Annotated in this window: 20 protein-coding genes and 1 tRNA gene; 13 read left to right on the forward strand and 8 right to left on the reverse strand. The window is 75.4% G+C overall.

Going from position 1 to position 18,575, the window contains the following annotated elements; genetic code table 11:
- Positions 1 to 31: 31 nt before the first annotated feature.
- Positions 32 to 673, reverse strand: coding sequence for a hypothetical protein (locus ACI79P_RS12060; protein WP_456581292.1), 642 nt, complete (start codon positions 671 to 673; stop codon positions 32 to 34).
- Positions 674 to 913: 240 nt separating this feature from the next.
- On the opposite strand from ACI79P_RS12060, the gene ald reads away from it, so the two are divergent.
- From ald to scpB, 6 genes are all read left to right on the forward strand, one after another.
- Positions 914 to 2,029, forward strand: coding sequence for an alanine dehydrogenase (ald, locus tag ACI79P_RS12065; protein ID WP_456581293.1), 1,116 nt, complete (start codon positions 914 to 916; stop codon positions 2,027 to 2,029).
- 77 nt (positions 2,030 to 2,106) lie between these two features.
- The gene (locus tag ACI79P_RS12070; RefSeq protein WP_456581294.1) at positions 2,107 to 3,060 is read left to right on the forward strand and encodes a site-specific tyrosine recombinase XerD; all 954 of its coding nucleotides are present in this window, start codon (positions 2,107 to 2,109) and stop codon (positions 3,058 to 3,060) included.
- Positions 3,061 to 3,270: 210 nt separating this feature from the next.
- The gene (locus ACI79P_RS12075) at positions 3,271 to 4,176 is read left to right on the forward strand and encodes a ParA family protein (protein ID WP_456581295.1); all 906 of its coding nucleotides are present in this window, start codon (positions 3,271 to 3,273) and stop codon (positions 4,174 to 4,176) included.
- Positions 4,173 to 4,685, forward strand: a complete 513-nt coding sequence (locus ACI79P_RS12080) for a hypothetical protein (protein WP_456581296.1) — start codon at positions 4,173 to 4,175, stop codon at positions 4,683 to 4,685. Before ACI79P_RS12075 ends, ACI79P_RS12080 begins: the two co-directional genes overlap by 4 nt.
- A 73-nt stretch (positions 4,686 to 4,758) precedes the next feature.
- Positions 4,759 to 5,601, forward strand: coding sequence for a segregation and condensation protein A (locus ACI79P_RS12085; protein ID WP_456581297.1), 843 nt, complete (start codon positions 4,759 to 4,761; stop codon positions 5,599 to 5,601).
- Positions 5,598 to 6,416, forward strand: a complete 819-nt coding sequence (gene scpB, locus ACI79P_RS12090; protein WP_456581298.1) for an SMC-Scp complex subunit ScpB — start codon at positions 5,598 to 5,600, stop codon at positions 6,414 to 6,416. Before ACI79P_RS12085 ends, scpB begins: the two co-directional genes overlap by 4 nt.
- A gap of 26 nt (positions 6,417 to 6,442) precedes the next feature.
- On the opposite strand, the gene ACI79P_RS12095 is transcribed toward scpB, so the two are convergent.
- On the reverse strand, positions 6,443 to 6,841 hold the full coding sequence (locus tag ACI79P_RS12095; protein ID WP_456581299.1) for a hypothetical protein: 399 nt from the start codon (positions 6,839 to 6,841) through the stop codon (positions 6,443 to 6,445).
- A 102-nt stretch (positions 6,842 to 6,943) separates the two neighbouring features.
- Here ACI79P_RS12095 and ACI79P_RS12100 point away from each other — a divergent pair, with 102 nt between their 5' ends.
- Positions 6,944 to 7,789, forward strand: a complete 846-nt coding sequence (locus tag ACI79P_RS12100; RefSeq protein WP_456581300.1) for a pseudouridine synthase — start codon at positions 6,944 to 6,946, stop codon at positions 7,787 to 7,789.
- Positions 7,790 to 7,801: 12 nt separating this feature from the next.
- On the opposite strand, the gene ACI79P_RS12105 is transcribed toward ACI79P_RS12100, so the two are convergent.
- Positions 7,802 to 8,419: a LysE/ArgO family amino acid transporter gene (locus tag ACI79P_RS12105; RefSeq protein WP_456581301.1), complete on the reverse strand. Its 618-nt coding sequence runs from the start codon at positions 8,417 to 8,419 to the stop codon at positions 7,802 to 7,804.
- A 73-nt stretch (positions 8,420 to 8,492) separates the two neighbouring features.
- Here ACI79P_RS12105 and ACI79P_RS12110 point away from each other — a divergent pair, with 73 nt between their 5' ends.
- From ACI79P_RS12110 to ACI79P_RS12135, 6 genes are all read left to right on the forward strand, one after another.
- Positions 8,493 to 9,383: a LysR family transcriptional regulator ArgP gene (locus ACI79P_RS12110; RefSeq protein WP_456581302.1), complete on the forward strand. Its 891-nt coding sequence runs from the start codon at positions 8,493 to 8,495 to the stop codon at positions 9,381 to 9,383.
- Between the two features lie 131 nt (positions 9,384 to 9,514).
- Complete coding sequence (gene aroH / locus ACI79P_RS12115) at positions 9,515 to 9,877, forward strand: chorismate mutase (RefSeq protein ID WP_456581303.1); 363 nt, start codon at positions 9,515 to 9,517, stop codon at positions 9,875 to 9,877.
- Positions 9,878 to 9,988: 111 nt separating this feature from the next.
- Entirely contained in the window at positions 9,989 to 10,693 is a 705-nt protein-coding gene (cmk, locus tag ACI79P_RS12120) for a (d)CMP kinase (RefSeq protein ID WP_456581304.1), read from the forward strand.
- Positions 10,690 to 12,036: a ribosome biogenesis GTPase Der gene (der, locus tag ACI79P_RS12125; RefSeq protein ID WP_456581305.1), complete on the forward strand. Its 1,347-nt coding sequence runs from the start codon at positions 10,690 to 10,692 to the stop codon at positions 12,034 to 12,036. The genes cmk and der overlap by 4 nt, the downstream gene beginning before the upstream one ends.
- A gap of 86 nt (positions 12,037 to 12,122) precedes the next feature.
- Positions 12,123 to 12,196: transfer RNA gene (locus tag ACI79P_RS12130), tRNA-Pro, on the forward strand.
- Between the two features lie 442 nt (positions 12,197 to 12,638).
- On the forward strand, positions 12,639 to 13,337 hold the full coding sequence (locus ACI79P_RS12135; protein WP_456581306.1) for an MBL fold metallo-hydrolase: 699 nt from the start codon (positions 12,639 to 12,641) through the stop codon (positions 13,335 to 13,337).
- 75 nt (positions 13,338 to 13,412) lie between these two features.
- Here ACI79P_RS12135 and ACI79P_RS12140 read toward each other — a convergent pair whose 3' ends face one another.
- From ACI79P_RS12140 to paaC, 5 genes are all read right to left on the reverse strand, one after another.
- A complete protein-coding gene (locus tag ACI79P_RS12140) occupies positions 13,413 to 14,318 on the reverse strand; it encodes an alpha/beta fold hydrolase (protein ID WP_456581307.1) in 906 nt (301 codons plus the stop codon).
- Between the two features lie 217 nt (positions 14,319 to 14,535).
- Positions 14,536 to 15,561: an FUSC family protein gene (locus tag ACI79P_RS12145; RefSeq protein WP_456581308.1), complete on the reverse strand. Its 1,026-nt coding sequence runs from the start codon at positions 15,559 to 15,561 to the stop codon at positions 14,536 to 14,538.
- 436 nt (positions 15,562 to 15,997) lie between these two features.
- Positions 15,998 to 17,074 carry a 1,2-phenylacetyl-CoA epoxidase subunit PaaE gene (paaE, locus tag ACI79P_RS12150; protein ID WP_456581309.1) on the reverse strand — a complete coding sequence of 359 codons (1,077 nt, stop codon included), beginning with the start codon at positions 17,072 to 17,074 and terminating at the stop codon, positions 15,998 to 16,000.
- A gap of 80 nt (positions 17,075 to 17,154) precedes the next feature.
- Positions 17,155 to 17,658, reverse strand: a complete 504-nt coding sequence (gene paaD, locus ACI79P_RS12155; RefSeq protein ID WP_456581310.1) for a 1,2-phenylacetyl-CoA epoxidase subunit PaaD — start codon at positions 17,656 to 17,658, stop codon at positions 17,155 to 17,157.
- On the reverse strand, positions 17,655 to 18,566 hold the full coding sequence (gene paaC, locus ACI79P_RS12160) for a 1,2-phenylacetyl-CoA epoxidase subunit PaaC (RefSeq protein WP_456581311.1): 912 nt from the start codon (positions 18,564 to 18,566) through the stop codon (positions 17,655 to 17,657). The genes paaD and paaC overlap by 4 nt, the downstream gene beginning before the upstream one ends.
- Positions 18,567 to 18,575: the final 9 nt, after the last annotated feature.

Consider the following 18,575-nt stretch of genomic DNA (forward strand, 5'->3'; position numbering starts at 1 on the left):
AGGACCCCCTTTCCCCTCGCGCCCGGCAGGGTCAGCGCGGGCCCCCGGAGGGTGGCCGTTCCAGTGCCTCCCCTGGCGGGGGCAGGCCCAGCCGGCGCAGCTCCAGCTCCGCCAGCTCGCGGGTGGCCGCGGCGTCGCCGGCCCACCAGGCCGCCCCCGTGCCGGGCGGCAGCCCGGCCAGCCGGTCCAGCGGAGCCGTCGCGGCGGCCCGGACGGCGAGCACGTCCAGGCCGGCGCCGCTGCCGGCGAGGCGGGTCGCGGCGCCGGCGTCCCGGGCGTACCGCAGCCGCCAGGGCAGCCAGCGCAGCAGCATCCAGCCCACCGGCAGCAGCACGAGGACGACGGCGAGGATGGTCGCCAGCTCGCCCACCGCGTCCTGGGCGGACTGCCCCGCGCCGCCCACAGAGCCGCTCGCGCCCGAGAGCGCGTCGAAGGGCTCGGCCAGCTCGTCCCCGACGAGCGGCACGCCTCGGGCGGCCGACGCCGCCGAGCTCATCGACCCGGCGATCGACCGGCCGAGGTCCTCGACCGCCCGGCCCGGTCCGGCCAGCAGGAGGACGGCGCCGTGCGCGGCCCGTGCCACGAGCACCCAGGCCACCGTCCACGCCAGGAAGCCGACGTCGGCGGCGAGCTGGCGGGCCCGCAGGGCGGGGTGCTGGGCGTAGAAGCGCATGCGGTGGCGTCCTCCGGGAGGGGCGGGTGGGCCCCTCATCGTCGGCCAGGTGGGCGGCCGCGGCAGCCCGGCGCGGACGCTGCGACCGGGCGGCACGGTCACGAAACGGCTTCCGGCCCGGGACGGAGCTGGTCGGCGTGCCTAGACTCCGGCGAGGCCCGCCCCGACCGGGCGGCCCACGACGTGGTGGGCTGGCCCGTCACCCTCGGGAGCGGCCCGCCGGGACCAGGAGAGCCAGCGATGCGGGTCGGAGTTCCCCGAGAGGTCAAGAACCGGGAGTACCGGGTGGCGCTCACGCCTGCCGGCGTGACGGAGCTGACGCGGGCCGGGCACGAGGTGCTCGTGGAGCAGGGGGCGGGGGAGGGCTCCTCCATCCCCGACCGGGACTTCACCGCCGCCGGCGCGCGCATCGTCGCCGAGGCCGACGACGTGTGGGCCGACGCCGACCTGCTGCTGAAGGTCAAGGAGCCGATCGCCGAGGAGTACGGCCGCCTGCGCGCCGACCAGACGCTCTTCACCTACCTCCACCTGGCGGCGTCGAAGGAGTGCACCGACGCGCTGGTGGCCTCCGGGACGACCGCGATCGCCTACGAGACCGTGCAGAAGGCCGACGGGACGCTGCCGCTGCTCGCCCCCATGTCCGAGGTGGCCGGGCGGATGGCGCCCCAGGTGGGCGCGCACTGCCTCGAGCGGGCGCACGGCGGTCGCGGCGTGCTGCTCGGCGGCGTCTCCGGGGTCTACGCCGCCAAGGTGGTGGTGATCGGCGCCGGCGTCTCGGGCATGAACGCGGCGGCGATCGCTCTCGGCATGCAGGCCGAGGTCGTCGTCATGGACCGCGACATCGACAAGCTGCGCGCCGCGGACCGGATCTACCAGGGGCACCTGCAGACCGTCGCCTCGAACGCCTACGAGGTCGAGCGGGCGGTGCTCGACGCCGACCTGGTGATCGGCGCGGTGCTGGTGGCCGGGGCGAAGGCGCCCGTGCTCGTCAGCAACGAGCTGGTGTCGAGGATGAAGCCGGGGTCGGTGCTGGTGGACATCGCCGTCGACCAGGGCGGCTGCTTCGAGGACACCCGGCCGACCACGCACGACGACCCGACCTTCCGCGTGCACGACTCGGTCTTCTACTGCGTGGCCAACATGCCGGGCGCCGTGCCGAACACCTCCACGCACGCGCTGACCAACGTCACGCTGCCCTACGTCATGGCGCTGGCCGCCGAGGGCACGGCCGCGGCCGTCGACCGCGACCCGGCCCTCGCCCACGGGGTGAACGTCGTCGGCGGGAGCGTGGTGCTGCCCGAGGTCGCCGAGGCCCACGGCATGGCCGCCGCCCCGCTCCAGGAGGTCCTGTCCTGACGACAGCGACGGGAGCATCGCAGCGAGGGACGAGCGAGGAGCGGACCGGCGCGCGGGGCCGGGACCGGGGCGACGGTGTGACCAGCGCGCTCTCCGCAGGCCCCGACGTCGACCGGGTCGTCACCGGCTACCTGGACCACCTGACCGTGGAGCGGGGCCTGGCGGCCAACACCATCGCCTCCTACCGCCGCGACCTCCGCCGCTACACCGGGTACCTCGCGGCGGCGGGGGTGCGCGGGCTGGGGGAGGTGGCGGAGTCCGACGTGGCCGGCTTCCTCGCCGCGCTGCGCCGGGGCGACGAGGACCATCCCCCGCTGTCGGCCACCTCGGCCGCCCGCGCGGTGGTGGCGGTGCGGGGGCTGCACCGGTTCGCGCTGCTCGACGGCCTGGTGCCCGACGACGTCGCCCACGAGGTGCGGCCGCCCACGCCGGCGCGCCGCCTGCCCAAGGCGGTGCCCGTCGAGTCCGTCGTCGCGCTGATCGAGGCCGCCGGCTCCCTCGAGGGGCCGCGCGGGCTCCGCGACCGGGCGTTGCTGGAGCTGCTGTACGGCACCGGGGCCCGCATCTCCGAGGCGGTCGGCCTGGCCGTCGACGACGTCGACCGCGGGCAGAACACCGTCCGGCTGGCCGGCAAGGGCGGCAAGGAGCGCGTCGTCCCCGTGGGCAGCTACGCCCTGCGGGCCGTCGAGGACTACCTCGTGCGCGCGCGGCCCGCGCTGGCCGCGAACGGCCGGTCGGGGGTGCGCGGCGGGGCGCTGTTCCTCAACGTGCGCGGTGGCCCGCTGTCCCGCCAGAGCGCCTGGTCGATCCTCCGGACGGCGGCCGAGCGCGCCGGGCTGACAGGGGAGATCTCCCCGCACACCCTGCGGCACTGCTTCGCGACCCACCTGCTGGACGGCGGCGCCGACGTCCGCGTGGTGCAGGAACTGCTCGGCCACGCCTCGGTGACGACGACGCAGGTCTACACGCTGGTGACCGTGGACCGCCTCCGCGAGGTCTACGCGACGAGCCACCCCCGCGCGCTGACCTGACAGCCCACGCCGACGAGCTCTGGCACTATGTGCGGTCGATTCGGCTTGAGCAGTCACAGTGGTTGGCATTCGTCGCCATGTCGACACGTCGACGGCGTGCCGCCTTGGGAACCATCCCCCATCTCCCTAGCGTCTGCATCACCCGAGCGGACAGGACGGCTGGCCGCACCCGGAACGTCCGGACGGGCACCGAGCTGGAGGCGACAACCCATGGCGATCCGAGCGGACGCGGCCTCTGCCGTCGCGCGCCCGCACGACACCGACCCCGAGATGGGGGCGGCCGCGCTGCGACAGGACCCGGCCCGGGCGCGCCAGCGGCGCCTCCCGGACCCCAAGCCCCTGACCGAGCACGGGCCCGCCCGCGTCATCGCGATGTGCAACCAGAAGGGGGGCGTCGGCAAGACGACGTCCACCATCAACCTCGGTGCCGCGCTGGTGGAGTTCGGCCGCAAGGTGCTGCTCATCGACCTCGACCCGCAGGGCGCGCTGTCGGTGGGGCTGGGCGTCCCGGCGCAGAACCTGGACCGGACGATCTACAACGCCCTCATGGAGCGGCGGACCAGCCTGCGCGACGTGCGGGTGCCCACCGACATCCCGGGCCTGGACCTGGTCCCGAGCAACATCGACCTCTCCGCGGCCGAGGTGCAGCTGGTGAGCGAGGTGGCCCGGGAGCAGACCCTGCTGCGCGTGCTGGCCGACGTCGTCGACGAGTACGACTACGTCCTCATCGACTGCCAGCCCTCGCTCGGGCTGCTGACGGTCAACGCCCTCACCGCCGCCCAGGGCGTGGTGATCCCGCTCGAGTGCGAGTTCTTCTCCCTGCGCGGGGTGGCGCTGCTGGTCGACACGATCGACAAGGTCAAGGAGCGGCTCAACCCGTCGCTGGAGATCAACGGCATCCTCGCCACCATGTACGACTCCCGGACCGTGCACTGCCGGGAGGTGTTCAGCCGGGTCGTCGAGGCCTTCGGCGACACCGTGTTCCAGACCGTCATCCAGCGCACCGTGCGGTTCCCGGAGACCACGGTCGCCGGCCAGCCGATCACCACCTGGGCGCCCACCTCGTCGGGCGCCGCGGCGTACCGCGACCTCGCCAAGGAGGTGCTCGCGCTGTGACGCGGCGTCCCGTCCTGCCCGGAGCCTCCGAGCTCTTCCGCCGCACCGACACCGCCTCGGTCACCGAGGTCACCGAGCTGCCCAGCCTGCCCACCCCGGCGAGCTCGCCGGCGCTGCGGAGCGCCGCCCGCCGGGTCGGGGAGTCCGCCGCCGAGGCGGCCGCGTCGCTGACCCTCGTGCCGGGCGGCGCCCAGCCCGCGGACGACGACCTGGCCTCGTTCCGGGCGGCCCCGGCCGAGCCCGCGCCGGCCCCGGTGCTGCAGCCCCGGGTCGCCACCCGCGGCCGGCCGGTCCGCCGCACGGACCGGACCAAGCACGACGAGAAGATCACCGTCTACATCTCGGCGGACGAGCTGCTCGCCCTCGAGTCCGCGCGGCTCACGCTGCGCGCCCACCACGGCCTGGCCGCCGACCGCGGCCGGATCGTCCGCGAGGCGGTCTCGGTGCTGCTGGCCGACCTGGCCGAGCGTGGCGAGGACGCGGTCCTCGTGCGCCGGCTCAAGGCATAAGGACCCTCCTGCTCCCCGCCACTCGCAGGCTCGCGGCGGGTCCCTGCAGGAGGGCCGCCTACGGTGGGTGCTCGTGAGCGGGGGCACCGGAGCGGTTCCGCCGGCCGACCAGGCCGGTGGGGCCGCTCCGACTCGCTTCACCGTGCGGCTGACCAACTTCGAGGGCCCGTTCGACCTCCTGCTGCAGCTGATCGGCAAGCACAAGCTCGACGTCACCGAGATCGCGCTCTCGCGGGTCACCGACGAGTTCATCGCCCACCTGCGCGCGCTCGGCGACGAGCTCGACCTGGACCAGGCGAGCGAGTTCCTCGTCGTCGCCTCCACGCTGCTCGACCTCAAGGCCGCCCGGCTGCTGCCCGCGGCCGAGGTGGACGACGAGGAGGACCTGGAGCTGCTCGAGGCGCGTGACCTGCTGTTCGCGCGGCTGCTGCAGTACAAGGCCTACAAGCAGGCCGCGGCGTTCCTGCGCGAGCGCGAGGCGGACGCCGTCCGCCGGTTCCCGCGGGAGGCTGCGCTGGAGCCGCGGTTCGCCGAGCTCGTCCCCGAGGTGCTGCTGGACATCACGCCGGAGCAGTTCGCCGCCCTCGCCGCCCGCGCGCTGGCGCCCAAGGCGCCGGAGACGGTCAGCGTCGCCCACCTGCACGCGCCTCCGGTCAGCGTCTCCGAGCAGCTGCTGCTGGTGCGCAACCAGCTGGTGCGCTCGGGCACGGCGAGCTTCCGGGCGCTCACCGCCGACTGCGGTCACACGCTGGAGGTGGTGGCCCGGTTCCTCGCGCTGCTGGAGCTCTACCGGCAGCAGCGGGTGGTCTTCGAGCAGCTGACGCCGCTCGGCGAGCTGCACGTGCGCTGGACCGGCGAGACCGTCCCCGACCCGGCCGACGCCCCGGCCCCCGACGCCGACGAGGAGTACCGGTGACCGACGACCGTGCCCGCCAGGACCCCGCCCCGATCTCGTGGGAGGCGCTCGCCGCCGAGCTGGCCGCCACCCGCGAGCAGGCGGCCGAGCGGGGGGAGGCCGACCCCGGTGCCTGGGACGCCGTCGCGGCGGAGCTCGCCGCGCGCGTCTCGGAGCGGCCCGTCGAGGAGCAGCCGGTGCCGGCGGTGCCCGCCGAGGACGTCCTCGCCGCCGTCCCCGAGCCGGAGGCCGAGCCGGAGCCCGCACCCGAGCCGGCGGTGCTCCTGGACCCGGTGCAGCTGCGCGGCGGCCTGGAGGCGCTGCTGTTCGTCGTCGACGACCCCGTCGACGAGGAGACGCTCGCCGCCGCGCTGCGCTGCCCGCCCGAGCAGGTGCGGCAGGGGCTGGCGGAGCTGGCCGCGGGGTACGACGAGCGGTCGGCCGGCATCACGCTGCGCCGGGTGGGGCACGGGTGGCGGCTCTACACCCGCGAGGACCACGCCGCCGTCGTCGAGCGGTACCTCGGCGAGGGGCAGCGCAGCCGGCTCACGCAGGCGGCGCTGGAGACCCTCGCGGTCATCGCCTACCGGCAGCCGGTCACCCGGGCCCGGGTGTCGGCGATCCGGGGGGTCGGTGTCGACGGCGTCATGCGGACCCTCCTCGGGCGCGGCCTGGTGCACGAGGTGGGCAGCGACCCCGACAGCGGCGGCGGGCTCTACGCGACGACCCCGCTCTTCCTGGAGCGGCTCGGGCTCTCCGACCTCAGCGAGCTGCCCGAGCTCGCGCCCCTGCTGCCGGAGACCGCGGCCTTCCTCGAGGAGCACCCCGACGCCTGACCGACGCCCCTGGACGGCGCGGCGGGTCAGCCGCGGCGCGGCGGGAGGAAGCAGGCCGCTGCAGCGAGGAACGTGACGATCCCCGCGCCGAGCACGGCGAGCACCACGCTGCCCGCCGCGCGGTCCGAGACGCTGCCGCTGGTCACCCAGAACACGGCCAGGAGCCCGAGCGAAACCACGGCGAGAGGCGCGCCGACGCGGGCGTCGCGGCCTCTCGGGCCGGCGGCCGGGGCGGGGGAGCCCAGGGAGACCAGCAACAGGATCAGCGACGCCGTCGACAGCCCGAAGGCGAGCAACGCCGCGAGCCCCGCGCCGATGTTGGCGCCGTCGGCCGGGTCACCGGTGACGAGGGCGAGGAGGAACAGGCCCCACAGGGCCGCGGCGACCGCTGCCAGCCAGAGCCCGGTGGTCCGCGTCCGCCCCATGGGTGCATCCTGCGGCACCGGGCCGTGGCGGAGCCCACCCTCTCCAGCGCTCCCACCCTCAGGCGGGAGGGTTCCGGGGCCCGGGGTGGGAGACTGGGCGCGATGAGCACCGCGATCCCGAACGATGAGAGCACGACCGCGGCCGGCGAGGGCTGGTCCGAGGACATGGAGCTGGCCCCCGCCCACCCCGGTGACCGGCCGGAGCCGGACGACCAGGGCGACCGGCAGGGGGAGCGGCTGCAGAAGGTCCTGGCCCGTGCCGGCGTCGCCTCGCGCCGGGTCGTCGAGGAGATGATCGACGCCGGGCGGATCAGCGTGAACGGCGCGCAGGTGCGCGTGCAGGGCATGCGGGTCGACCCCCTCCACGACAAGATCGCGGTGGACGGCGCCCGCCTGGAGATCCGGGACGACCGCGTCACCTACGCGATCAACAAGCCGACCGGCGTCATCACCGCGATGAGCGACGACCGCAACCGCCCGACGATCGGCGACATGGTCGGCGACCTGGCCCCGGGGCTGGTGCACGTCGGCCGGCTGGACCAGGACACCGAGGGCCTGCTGCTGGTGACCAACGACGGCGAGCTGGCCCACCGCCTTGCGCACCCCTCCTACGGCGTGCGCAAGACCTACCTGGCGCAGGTCTCGGGCTCGGTGCCGCGCGACATGTTCCGCCGGCTGCGGGCCGGGGTGGAGCTGGAGGACGGGCCGGTCCAGGTCGACTCGTTCAAGGTCGTCGACACCCACGCCGGCCAGTCGGTCGTCGAGGTGGTGCTCCACGAGGGGCGCAAGCACATCGTCCGCCGGCTGCTCGCGCACGTCGGGCTGCCCGTCTCGCGGCTGACCCGCACCGCCGTCGGTCCGGTGCAGCTGCAGCGCATGCGCAGCGGCTCGATCCGCAAGCTCTCCCGCCAGGAGGTCGGCGCGCTCGAGGAGCTCGTCGGGCTCTGACCCCGGGGCCCCTCAGAACGCCGAGGAGAGCAGCCCGAGGCCGAGGGCGGCCATGACGACGGCGATCCCGGCGTCCAGGACCCGCCAGGCGGTCGGCCGGGCGAAGAGCGGGCGCAGCAGCCGCGCGCCGTACCCGAGCGCGCTGAACCAGAGGAAGCTCCCGACGACGGCGCCGCCGGCGAACCACCACCGCCGGTCGCCGTGGCTGTCGGCGACCGAGCCGAGCAGCAGCACGGTGTCCAGGTACACGTGCGGGTTCAGCCAGGTCAGCGCCAGGCAGGTGGCGACGGTGGCGGCCAGCCCCGTCCGCCGGCCCGCGGTGTCGACGGCGATCGAGGACGGCCGCAGCGCGCGGCGGGCGGCGAGGGCGGCGTAGCCCAGCAGGAACGCGGCGCCCGCGAGCCGGATGACGGTGATGGCGTCGGGGAGGCGCCCGCTCAGCCACGAGTTGCCCGCGACGCCGGCCAGGATGAGCACCGCGTCGGAGACCGCGCACACCGCCACGACCACCGGCACGTGCTCCACGCGCAGCCCCTGCCGGAGCACGAAGGCGTTCTGCGCGCCGATGGCCACGATCAGCGAGAGGCCGAGCCCCAGCCCGGCCGCCGCGGCCAGCAGTCCTGTCGTCACGTCCGGCGACGCTAGGCAGACCGCGGTGTGCAGTCAAGCTCATCTTTCTTACGCCGCATTAGCATCGCTGTCGATGGACGTGGACCTGGCACAGCTGCGCACCCTGCTGGCGGTGGTCGAGGAGGGCACCCTGGAGGCGGCGGCGCGACGGCTGCACGTCACGCCGTCGGCGGTCTCCCAGCGGTTGCGCGCGCTCGAGGAGGCCACCGGCCGGGTCCTCGTCCGGCGCGGCCGGCCGGCCACGGTCACCGCCGCCGGGGAGCCGGTGCTCCGGCTCGCCCGGCAGATCGGGCTGCTCGTCGCCGACACCGGCCGCACCCTCGACCCGGCCGGCGCGGCGCTGCCGGTGGTCCCGCTCGCGGTGAACGCCGACTCGCTGGCCACCTGGGTGCTGCCCGCGCTCGCCCCGCTGGCCGGCGAGCTGCGCCTGGACCTGCACAGCACCGATCAGACCCACACCAGCGCGTTGCTGCGCGCGGGCACGGTCATGGGGGCGGTCACCTCCGACGCCGAGCCGGTGGCCGGCTGCCGGGTGACGCCACTGGGCACGATGCGCTACCTCCCGTGCGCGGCGCCCGGGTTCCTCGACCGCTGGTTGCCCGACGGGCCGGCGCCCGCGGCCCTGGCCCGGGCGCCGGTCGTCGTCTTCGACCGTCGGGACGACCTGCAGCACGCCTACCTGCGCCGGCACCTGGCGACGACGGCGGACGTGCCGGTCCACCACGTGCCGTCATCGGCCGACTTCCTCACCGCGGTGGCGCTGGGCTTCGGCTGGGGCATGCTGCCGGAGCTGCAGCTCGAGGCCGCGGCGCCCCCGCCGGGCGGCCCCGCCGTCCGTCCGTTCGACCCGGCGGGCGCCGTCGACGTGGAGCTGCACTGGCAGCAGTGGCGGCTGGACTCCGCACCGCTGGACCGGGTGGCCGAGGCGCTGGTCCGGTCGGCGCGCGGCCGGTTGCGGGGCTGAGCCCCCGCCCGGCGGCCCCGACGCGGGCCGTCGGGCCGGGCACGGCGCGCGCGGGGGAGAGCGGGAGGCGGTGCCCTCCCTAGACTCGTGGGGTCCCCGGGCGAACGGGGCAGCGCGAGCGAGGAGTGTGCATGGCCGTCCGAGCCATCCGGGGTGCGACGCAGGTCGACGCCGACGACCGGCAGCAGGTGCTCGAGGCCACCCGTGAGCTGGTGAGCGAGGTGCTCGAGCGCAACCGGCTGGAGCACGACGACGTCATCAGCATCCTGTTCACCGCCACGCCCGACCTGGTCTCGGAGTTCCCGGCGCTGGCCGCCCGCGAGCTCGGGATGGGCGGGGTGCCGCTGATGTGCGCCACCGAGATCGGCGTGCCCCACGCCCTGCCGCGCGTGCTGCGCCTCATGGCCCACGTCGAGACGCCGCTGTCCCGCGCGGAGATCCAGCACGTCTACCTGCGCGGCGCCGTGGCGCTGCGGCGGGACATCGCCCAGTGACGGCAGCCCGGTGACGGCGGCCCAGTGACAGCAGCCCAGTGAGAGCAGCCCAGTGAGAGCCGGACAGCCGCAGCGCCCGGTGACAGCAGCCCAGTGAACGAGCAGGAGCACATGAGCACCCCCCAGAGCCCTTTCCGCGGGTCGGTGACCCTCGACGGCCCGTCGGGGACCGGCAAGTCCAGCGTCGCCCGCGGCGTCGCCGCCCGCCTGGGTGCGGCCTACCTCGACACCGGGGCGATGTACCGGGCGGCCACCGTCGCCGTCCTCGACGCCGGCGTGGACCCCGAGGACGCCGAAGCCGTGGCCCGCACCGTCGCCGAGACCCGGCTGGTCGTGGGCACCGAGGCGGCCACCGAGCGGGTCGAGGTCGACGGCACCGACGTCGCCGCCCGCATCCGCGGCCCCGAGGTGACCCGGGCGGTCTCCGCGGTCTCCGCCGTCCCGGCGGTCCGCCGGCAGCTGGTCGACCAGCAGCGCGCCCTGGTGGCCGGTGCCGAAGCCGTGGTGGTCGAGGGCCGCGACATCGGCACCGTGGTGCTGCCCGACGCGACGCTGAAGGTCTACCTGACCGCCGCCCCCGAGGTGCGCGCTCAGCGCCGCGCCGCCCAGCTGGGCGTCACCGACGCCGCGGAGATCGCCGCGCTCGCCGCCGACCTGCGGCGCCGCGACGAGTACGACAGCAGCCGGGCCGACAGCCCGCTCCGCCCGGCGGCCGACGCCGTCGTCGTCGACAGCAGCACGCTGTCGCAGGCCCAGGTGGTCGACCGCGTCGTGGCCCTGGCCGAGTCCGCCGTCCCGGCGGGAGACCGGTCGTGACCGAGCCGCAGAGCGGGCCGCTGCCCGTCGTCGCCATCGTCGGCCGCCCCAACGTGGGCAAGTCGACGCTGGTCAACCGCATCCTCGGCCGCCGCGCGGCGGTCGTCCAGGACACCCCGGGTGTCACCCGCGACCGGATCGCCTACGAGGCGCTGTGGAACGGCAAGCGTTTCACTGTCGTCGACACCGGTGGCTGGGACCCCCGGGCCGCCGGCCTGGGCGCCTCGATCACCCGCCAGGCCGAGTACGCGATGACGACGGCCGACGTCATCGTGCTCGTCGTCGACAGCCAGGTCGGCGCCACCGAGACCGACCTGGCCGCCGCGCGGGTGCTCCGCCGCAGCGACCGGCCGGTGATCCTGGTCGCCAACAAGGTCGACGACGAGCGCAGCGAGGCCAACGCCGCCGAGCTGTGGAGCCTGGGCATGGGCGAGCCGCACGCGGTGAGCGCGCTGCACGGCCGGGCCAGCGGCGACCTGCTCGACCTGATCCTCGACTCGCTGCCCGAGGCGCCGCGGGAACAGGAGGAGGAGGGCGGCCCCCGCCGCGTGGCGCTGGTCGGCCGCCCCAACGTCGGCAAGTCCAGCCTGATCAACCGGCTGGCCAAGGAGGAGCGCTCGGTCGTCGACTCCGTCGCCGGCACGACCGTGGACCCGGTCGACTCCCTGGTCACCCTGGGCGGTGAGGAGTGGCGCTTCGTCGACACCGCCGGTCTGCGTCGCAAGGTGAACACCGCCAGCGGCATGGAGTACTACGCCAGCCTGCGCACCGAGGCCGCCATCCAGGCCGCCGAGGTCTGCGTCGTCCTGCTCGCCGCCGACGAGGTGATCAGCGAGCAGGACCAGCGGGTCATCACCCAGGTCGTCGAGGCCGGTCGCGCGCTGGTCCTGGCCTTCAACAAGTGGGACACCCTCGACGAGGACCGGCACGCCCAGCTGGAGCGGGAGATCGATCGCGACCTCGCGCACGTGAAGTGGGCGACGCGGGTCAACATCTCGGCGTCCACGGGCCGTGGCGTCGGGAAGCTGGCCGACCACCTCCGCGCCGCGATCGCCTCGTGGGAGACCCGCGTGCCGACGGCGGAGCTGAACACGTTCGTGCGGGCGCTGGTGCAGGAGACGCCGCCGCCGGCCCGCGGTGGGCGCGCGCCGAAGATCAAGTACGTCACGCAGGCCGACGTCCGGCCGCCGCGCTTCGTCGTCTTCTCCACCGGCTTCCTCGAGGCCGGCTACCGCAGGTTCCTGCAGCGCAGGTTGCGCGAGCAGTGGGGCTTCCAGGGCACGCCGATCGAGATCTCGGTGAAGGTCCGCGAGGGGCGCGAGAAGGACGGCAAACGCGGCTGACCACCGTCGTGACCGGCGAGGGGGGTGCGGTAACCTTCTCGCGCGGTCGTTCGCGGCCCGGGGAGCCCCGGGACGAAGCCGGCCCGCGGGCTGTAGCGCAGCTTGGTAGCGCACTTGACTGGGGGTCAAGGGGTCGCAGGTTCAAATCCTGTCAGCCCGACAGTGCAGGTCAGGGGCCGTTCCGGAGGGATCCGGGGCGGCCCCTGACGGCTTCTCGGGGTATGTGGTCACCACCACCACGGCCTCTCACCTGTTCCCTCGAAGCGTCAGGACCGTGACGGCCTCCCCTGCGGGACGGGCGACGCGCGCCAGGTCGAGGCGCTGTGCCGGCGGCCTCTCTGTCGGACGCCATCGGCTGCCGGCCCGGCGCCGTGGACTTCGCGGTTCCCTGCCGTCGTCGGACGCGAGAGGGTGGTGCGCCGGTGTCCGTGTCCACCATCCGGTCGCACGGACGAGCAAGGGAAGGAGCTCCCCGTGCTGATGCAGGTCGCAGACGGCGTGCTGGTCCACCGGAGCGAGCTGCTCCAGAACAACGCCGTCGTCGTGCGGGGACCGGCCGGCGTGCTGCTCGTCGACCCCGGACTGACCGGTGAGGAGATGGCGTGCCTGGCGGACGACCTCTCGGGCCTGGGTCAGCGCGTCGTGGCCGGCGCTTCGCGACGCACCCCGACTGGGACCACGTGCTCTGGCACCCCGCGCTCGGTGACGCCCCCCGGTACGGGACGGCCCGCTGCGCGGGGTCCATGCGTGACCTGCTGGCGGACCCGGACTGGCGGGCGCGCGTCGCCGAGGGGCTGCCGCCGGAGATCGCCGACGAGGTGCCGCTGGACCTCTACGGCCGCATCACCGGCCTGCCGGCCGCGACGGTCCACATCCCCTGGGGCGGCCCCCGGGTCCGGATCATCGAACACCCGGCGCACTCCCCGGGCCACGCGGCGCTGCTGGTCGAGGGCGACCGCGTCCTCGTGGCCGGCGACATGCTGTCCGACGTCTTCATCCCGATGCTCGACGACTTCACCGGTGCGAACGACCCGATCGAGGAGTACCTCACCGGGCTTCGGCTGCTGGAGGGCGTGGCGGGGGACGTCGACGTCGTCGTCCCGGGTCACGGGTCCGTCGGCGGGGCAGGTCAGGTGCGCGCCCGGATCGATCTGGACCGCGCCTACCTCCACGCCCTGCGGGACGGCCGCGAGCCCGACGACCCGCGGATCGGCCCGTCCGCGGCCCCGGGCTGGGAGTGGGTGGCCGACATCCACGCCTGGCAGGCCGAGAGCCTCGGCCGGAGAAGCGGGCGCGGCTGAGGTCCGTCGGCGCCCGAGGCCGCTCCCGGTCCCGGCGCTCCCGGTCGGACGGAGGCGAGGACGCAGAGCAGCGCATCACCCGCCAGGCCCTGCCTGCACCCGGGCGATCAGATCGAGCAGCGCCGAGTCGACCGCGTCGGGGTGGGTCAGGTTGACCATGTGCCCGCCTCCGGGCACCAGCACCCGGCGCACCGGTCCGTCGATGCGATCGGTGAGCGAACCCGCGGACCGGGCGGGGATCACCGCGTCCTGGTCGCCGGCCAGCACCAGCACGGGCACCGTGCGGAGCGGGGCCAGGGCCGCGCGGGCGTCGTACCCGGCGAGGCTCCGGAGGTAGGCCGACATCACGGCTTCCGGCGTGCGCACCCACGTGGCCTGGAAGCTGTCCGTCACCTGGCCGGACGGGTCGCCGGCGAAGAGCCGCCGGCGCAGCAGCCGCCGGCCGAGGGGGGTGCGGAACGGGTGCAGGCGCTGCACCAGCGGGGCAGCCAGCCATGCACACCACCCCCCGGCCGTGGCGACGGCGGTCCTGACCCGGAGGGTCGCCCCCTCGCTGCGCTCGCCGGCGGTCAGCGGGGCGGCCCGGGTGGAGAGGAGGGCGACCCCGGCGATGCGGTCGCCGAAGAGCTCGGGCCGGAGGGCCGCGAGGGCGAGCACGGCCATGCCACCCATCGAGTGGCCGACCACCACGACCCGCCCCGTTCCGCCGAGCCGGTCGACGATCCGACCGAGATCGCGGCCCAGACGTTCCACCGTGGCCGACCGGAAGCCCGACCAGCCGCTCGCGCCGTGGCCGCGCTGGTCGTAGCGGACGAGACGCGCGCGACCGCGCAGGGCCGTCCACTGGGGGTCGAACATCGTGGCGTCGGCGGCGAAGCCGTGGGCGAACACCACGGTCAGCGGTGCATCGGGCGGGCCGGCGGTCTCCACGTGCAGGCGCACGCCGTCGTCGGTGGGGACCGACGGGTCCTCGCCCGTCATGCGCTCGGAGAGGCGATGCGCCCGGATTAGCCGAGCGGCCGTCAGTGCGGCGACCGCTCCGGCGGCCGTCAGGGCGGTCCGGCGGTTCACCGCAGGCCCCCTGCCCTGCCGGACATCGCTGCGGGCCTGCCCGAGTCGTTGCCGGGCACGTGCGGTCCGGCGGCGGGGCGGAGGAGAGCCGGCCGCGGTCCCCGCCGGCGGATCCTCTCCACCGGCGTCATCGCGTGGCCACCTCGCGGTCGTCCCGGGGGTGCAGGGCGAGGAGCGATCGCCGGATGTTCTCCACGAGGCCGCTCGTGACGAGCAGGTCGTCCCCGGTCCTGGCGCGTGCGCGCCTGTGCTCCGCCGCGAGCGACCGGAGCGCGTCGCAGGCCCGCCTGACGGCTGCCTCGTCAGGCGTCCGGCCGCCCGTGGCCCGAAGTGCACCGGCCAGGCTGCCCAGAGCGTCGGCGACGGGGATGCGCAGCGAGGGCGGGAGCTCCGCCTCGTCGCGGCCGGGCTCCCCGGTCCTGCTCAGGAGCTGCGTGATGCTCGCGACGAGGAAGGCGAGACGCTGCAGCGCCTCCGCGCGTCGGCGCTGGTGTCGCAGGCGGGACTGGAACGTCCGGGCGAGCCGGTTGCCGCGCCGGGCGTCCTCCGCGCGGTCCACGGCCTGGCGTGCCGCGGCGACGACGTCGTCGAGGGCGTCCACGCGGGCATGCCAGTCGGTGAGGGGCAGGGTCCCCTCCTGCCGGAGCCGCTCCTCCAGCTCCTCCAGGTGATCCGCCAGGGCGGTCCGCAGCCGGTCCAGGGCCTGGTCCGCAGGCGTCACCGGCAGCGGAGGGACGGCGGCGACCACGGCCAGCCCGACGAGCGCCCCCAGCAGGGTCAGCCCGGCGAACCCGGCGACGTAGTCGAGGGGGTGCTCGTTCCCGACGATAAGCACGAACAGGGCTGAGGTGGGCAGCCACGCGGCTCCGCTGCCCAGGCGTCCCCAGCCGCCGAGCAGCACGCCGATACCGACGACCGCGGCGATGGTGACCAGGTTCTGCCCGAGCAGCGCCTTGATGCCCAGCGCCACCAAGGCGCCGAGGCCGATGGCGGCGATCGTCTGCCACGACTGGCGCGCCGATCCGGCGATCGTCGTGGAGCTCGCGATCACCGCGCCGAGGGGCGCGTAGTAGGGGTACTCCGCGGCGAACCCCGGGAGCATGTGCACCAGGCCCCAGGAGATGGAGGCGGCCGCAGCGGCTCGGATTGCCATGCCGGCCCGCGGATGCGCGTCGAGCGTCCGCAGGGCTCGCCGGAGCCGCTGTCGCGGGTCGCCTCGACGTCGGGTACCGACCGCCTCGTCGTGATCTGTCGTCATGCGGGTGGCCCCGGGCCGCCGACACACGCCGACCTGTCGCCACGCCGCGCTCACCCGCGCGGGCGGCCCGACGGGGCGGGGTTGGGGTGCGCGCAGCCGGGGGGTCTCCTCTCGTCGCCGGGACGTGGGACGTCGTCAGTCGCTCTCCGTACGGCACCTGCCCGGGGCCGGCCAACTGGATGCGGCCCGCGCCGGCATCGTCATCGAGCCGTCATGGCCGTGCACCGGGCCGACGGCCGGACCCGCGCCCGCAGCGCCCGTTATCCCCAACATCAACTCAGCCGGAGGCCGACGAGCCGGAACAGCAACAGCAGGGAAGGGGCCACCCCGGTCAGGCGTCGTAGTCGACCGTCACCTCGGCGGAGACGGGCACCGACTGGCAGGTGAGCACGTAGCCGGCCTCCACCTCGCCCGTCTCCAGGGCGTAGTTGCGGCGCATCCGCACCTCGCCGGCGGTCACCCGTGCCCGACAGGTGCCGCAGACCCCGCCCTTGCAGGCGAACGGCAGGTCGCCGCGGACCTTCTGCGCCGAGTCGAGCACGGGCACGTCCCGGGGGAGCGCGAGGGTGGTGGAGCGGCCGTCGAGGACGACGGTCACCTGGGCGCTGGGCCCCTCGACGGTCTCCTCGTCGCCCCGGACCGGCTCCGGCGGGACGTCGTCGACGTAGAACAGCTCCTGGTGCACCCGCTCGGCCGGCACGCCGAGCTCCGCGAGCAGCTCCCGGGCATCGGTGACCATGCCGTGCGGGCCGCAGAGCCACCAGTGGTCGACGTGCGGGGCGTCGACCAGGTTGCCGACGAGGGCGCGCAGCCGCTCCCTGTCGAGCCGGCCGCTGGTCAGCTCGGCGTCGCGCGGCTCGCGGGAGAGCACGTGCACCAGCTGCAGCCGGGGACCGTGGCGGTCCTTCAGGTCGGCGAGCTCGTCGGCGAACATGACGGTGTTGGTGCGCCGGTTGCCGTAGAAGACGGTCACGGTCGACTCGCCGTCGCGCAGCACCGTGCCGGCCAGCGAGAGCGCGGGCGTGATGCCGGAGCCGGCGACGACGAAGACGTGGTCGCCGGGGGTCGAGAGGTCCGCGGTGAAGGTGCCCGAGGGCGGCAGCACCTCGATCTCGTCACCGGGTCGGACCTCGTGCACCAGCCAGGAGGAGAAGAAGCCACCCGGGACCTCGCGGACCCCGACCCGCGGCGCGGCACCGACCGGGGCGCAGATCGAGTACGAGCGCCGCTCGTCCCGGTCGCCGTCGACCCGGCGCAGCGTCAGCGCCTGCCCGGGCCGGAAGGCGTACTCGGTGGCCAGCTCGGGCGGGACGTCGAAGGTGACGGCCACGGCGTCGTCGGTCAGCCGCTCGACCCGCGCCACGGTGAGCGGGTGGAACCGCGGCCGACGGCGGGTGGGTGCGCTCACTGTGCCGTCGGTGCCGCTCCGCGGTCGCTCCGCTCCTCGCTCGCTGGCGCTCGCTGCGATGCTCACTCCCTGTCGCGTCACTAGATCTCCTTGACGTGTTCGAACGGCTCCCGGCAGCTGCGGCAGCGGCGCAGCGCCTTGCACGCGGTCGATCCGAACTCCGACAGCTCCTCGGTGTCCGCGGAGCCGCAGAGCGGGCACGCGGCGCTCCGGCGGATCGGCTCGAGGGTCAGCGGGACGGGCCCGTCCGGGCGGTCCGGCGCCCTGCCCGGCGGCGCGATGCCGGCGGCGGCGAGCTTGCGGCGCCCCTCGTCGCTGATCCAGTCGCTGGTCCACGCGGGGGAGAGGACGGTGCGGACGTCGACGTGGTCGAAGCCGGCCTCGTGCAGCGCCCGCAGCAGGTCGGCGCGCATGACGCCCATCGCCGGGCAGCCGGAGTAGGTGGGCGTGATCTCGACGACGACGGCGCCGTCGCCCTCGGTGCGGACGTCCCGCAGCACGCCGAGGTCGGCCAGCGTCAGCGTCGGCAGCTCGGGGTCGGTCACCCGCTCGGCGACCGACCGCGGGTCGGGTGGGGCGCTCACCAGGTCGCCGCCGGGTGCCGGCGGGCCAGCCCCTGCAGGGTGTCCAGCAGCTCGGCCAGCTCCGGCCCGTGCCGGCCCAGGCGGCCGCGGGGCGGGGCACCGGCCGGCCACCCGGGCACGGGCAGCGTGGCCCGCTCGAGCACCTGGGTGAGCACGCCCCGGACCTCCTCGCGCACCTCGGCGGGGTCGACGGCCACCCCCGCCGCGGTCAGCCGGGTCTCGACGTCGGTGGGGGTGAACAGGTCGGCGAGCAGCGGCCACACCGCCTCGACGGCGGATCGGGCGCGCCGGTGGGACTCCTCGGTGCCGTCGCCGAGGCGCAGCACCCAGCGGGCGGCGTGGTCGCGGTGGTAGGCGACCTCGTTGACCCCCTTCGCGGCGATCGCGGCGAGCACCGGGTCGCGGGAGGCCCGGAGGCGGCTGAGCACCGCCAGGCGGACGGCGGAGGCGGCCAGCAGCCGGACGACGGCGTGCGCGAAGTCGGCGTCGGGCGCGGCGACGAGGGCGGTGCTGCGGAACTCGTCGACGTCCCGGAAGTAGGCGAGCGCGTCCTCGTCGGGGATGGACTCGGTGGCCAGCTCGCGGGAGCGGCCCAGCACGCCGACGGAGCCGGCACGGGCGAGGAGCAGGCGGGCCTGGCCGAGGAGGTCCAGGGCGATGTTGCCGATCGCGACCTCCTCCTCGAGCTCCGGCGCCCGGGTGATCCACTGGGTCAGCCGCTGGGCGAGCACGAGGGCGTCGTCGCCCAGCATCAGGCAGTAGGCGCCGAGGTCCGCGGGGTCGATCCCGTCGGGCACGGTGGTGTCCACGCCGGCGAGCGGGTCGTCGAACCCGGTCCCGAACGCCCAGTGCCCCGCCTCGCCGTCCGCGTTCGTCAACGCGTCGTACACGGTCTCCTCGTGCCCCATGCCAACGCT

This window comes from Blastococcus sp. SYSU DS0510 (assembly GCF_054050835.1).

Bases quoted from the DNA above. Each gene is read 5' to 3' on its own strand.
- ACI79P_RS12060 (WP_456581292.1), bottom strand. From the start codon at position 673: ATGCGCTTCTACGCCCAGCACCCCGCCCTGCGGGCCCGCCAGCTCGCC.
- ald (WP_456581293.1), top strand. From the start codon at position 914: ATGCGGGTCGGAGTTCCCCGAGAGGTCAAGAACCGGGAGTACCGGGTG.
- ACI79P_RS12075 (WP_456581295.1), top strand. From the start codon at position 3,271: ATGGCGATCCGAGCGGACGCGGCCTCTGCCGTCGCGCGCCCGCACGAC.
- ACI79P_RS12095 (WP_456581299.1), bottom strand. From the start codon at position 6,841: ATGGGGCGGACGCGGACCACCGGGCTCTGGCTGGCAGCGGTCGCCGCG.
- ACI79P_RS12100 (WP_456581300.1), top strand. From the start codon at position 6,944: ATGAGCACCGCGATCCCGAACGATGAGAGCACGACCGCGGCCGGCGAG.
- ACI79P_RS12110 (WP_456581302.1), top strand. From the start codon at position 8,493: ATGGACGTGGACCTGGCACAGCTGCGCACCCTGCTGGCGGTGGTCGAG.
- aroH (WP_456581303.1), top strand. From the start codon at position 9,515: ATGGCCGTCCGAGCCATCCGGGGTGCGACGCAGGTCGACGCCGACGAC.
- cmk (WP_456581304.1), top strand. From the start codon at position 9,989: ATGAGCACCCCCCAGAGCCCTTTCCGCGGGTCGGTGACCCTCGACGGC.
- ACI79P_RS12140 (WP_456581307.1), bottom strand. From the start codon at position 14,318: ATGACGGGCGAGGACCCGTCGGTCCCCACCGACGACGGCGTGCGCCTG.
- ACI79P_RS12145 (WP_456581308.1), bottom strand. From the start codon at position 15,561: ATGGCAATCCGAGCCGCTGCGGCCGCCTCCATCTCCTGGGGCCTGGTG.
- paaC (WP_456581311.1), bottom strand. From the start codon at position 18,566: ATGGGGCACGAGGAGACCGTGTACGACGCGTTGACGAACGCGGACGGC.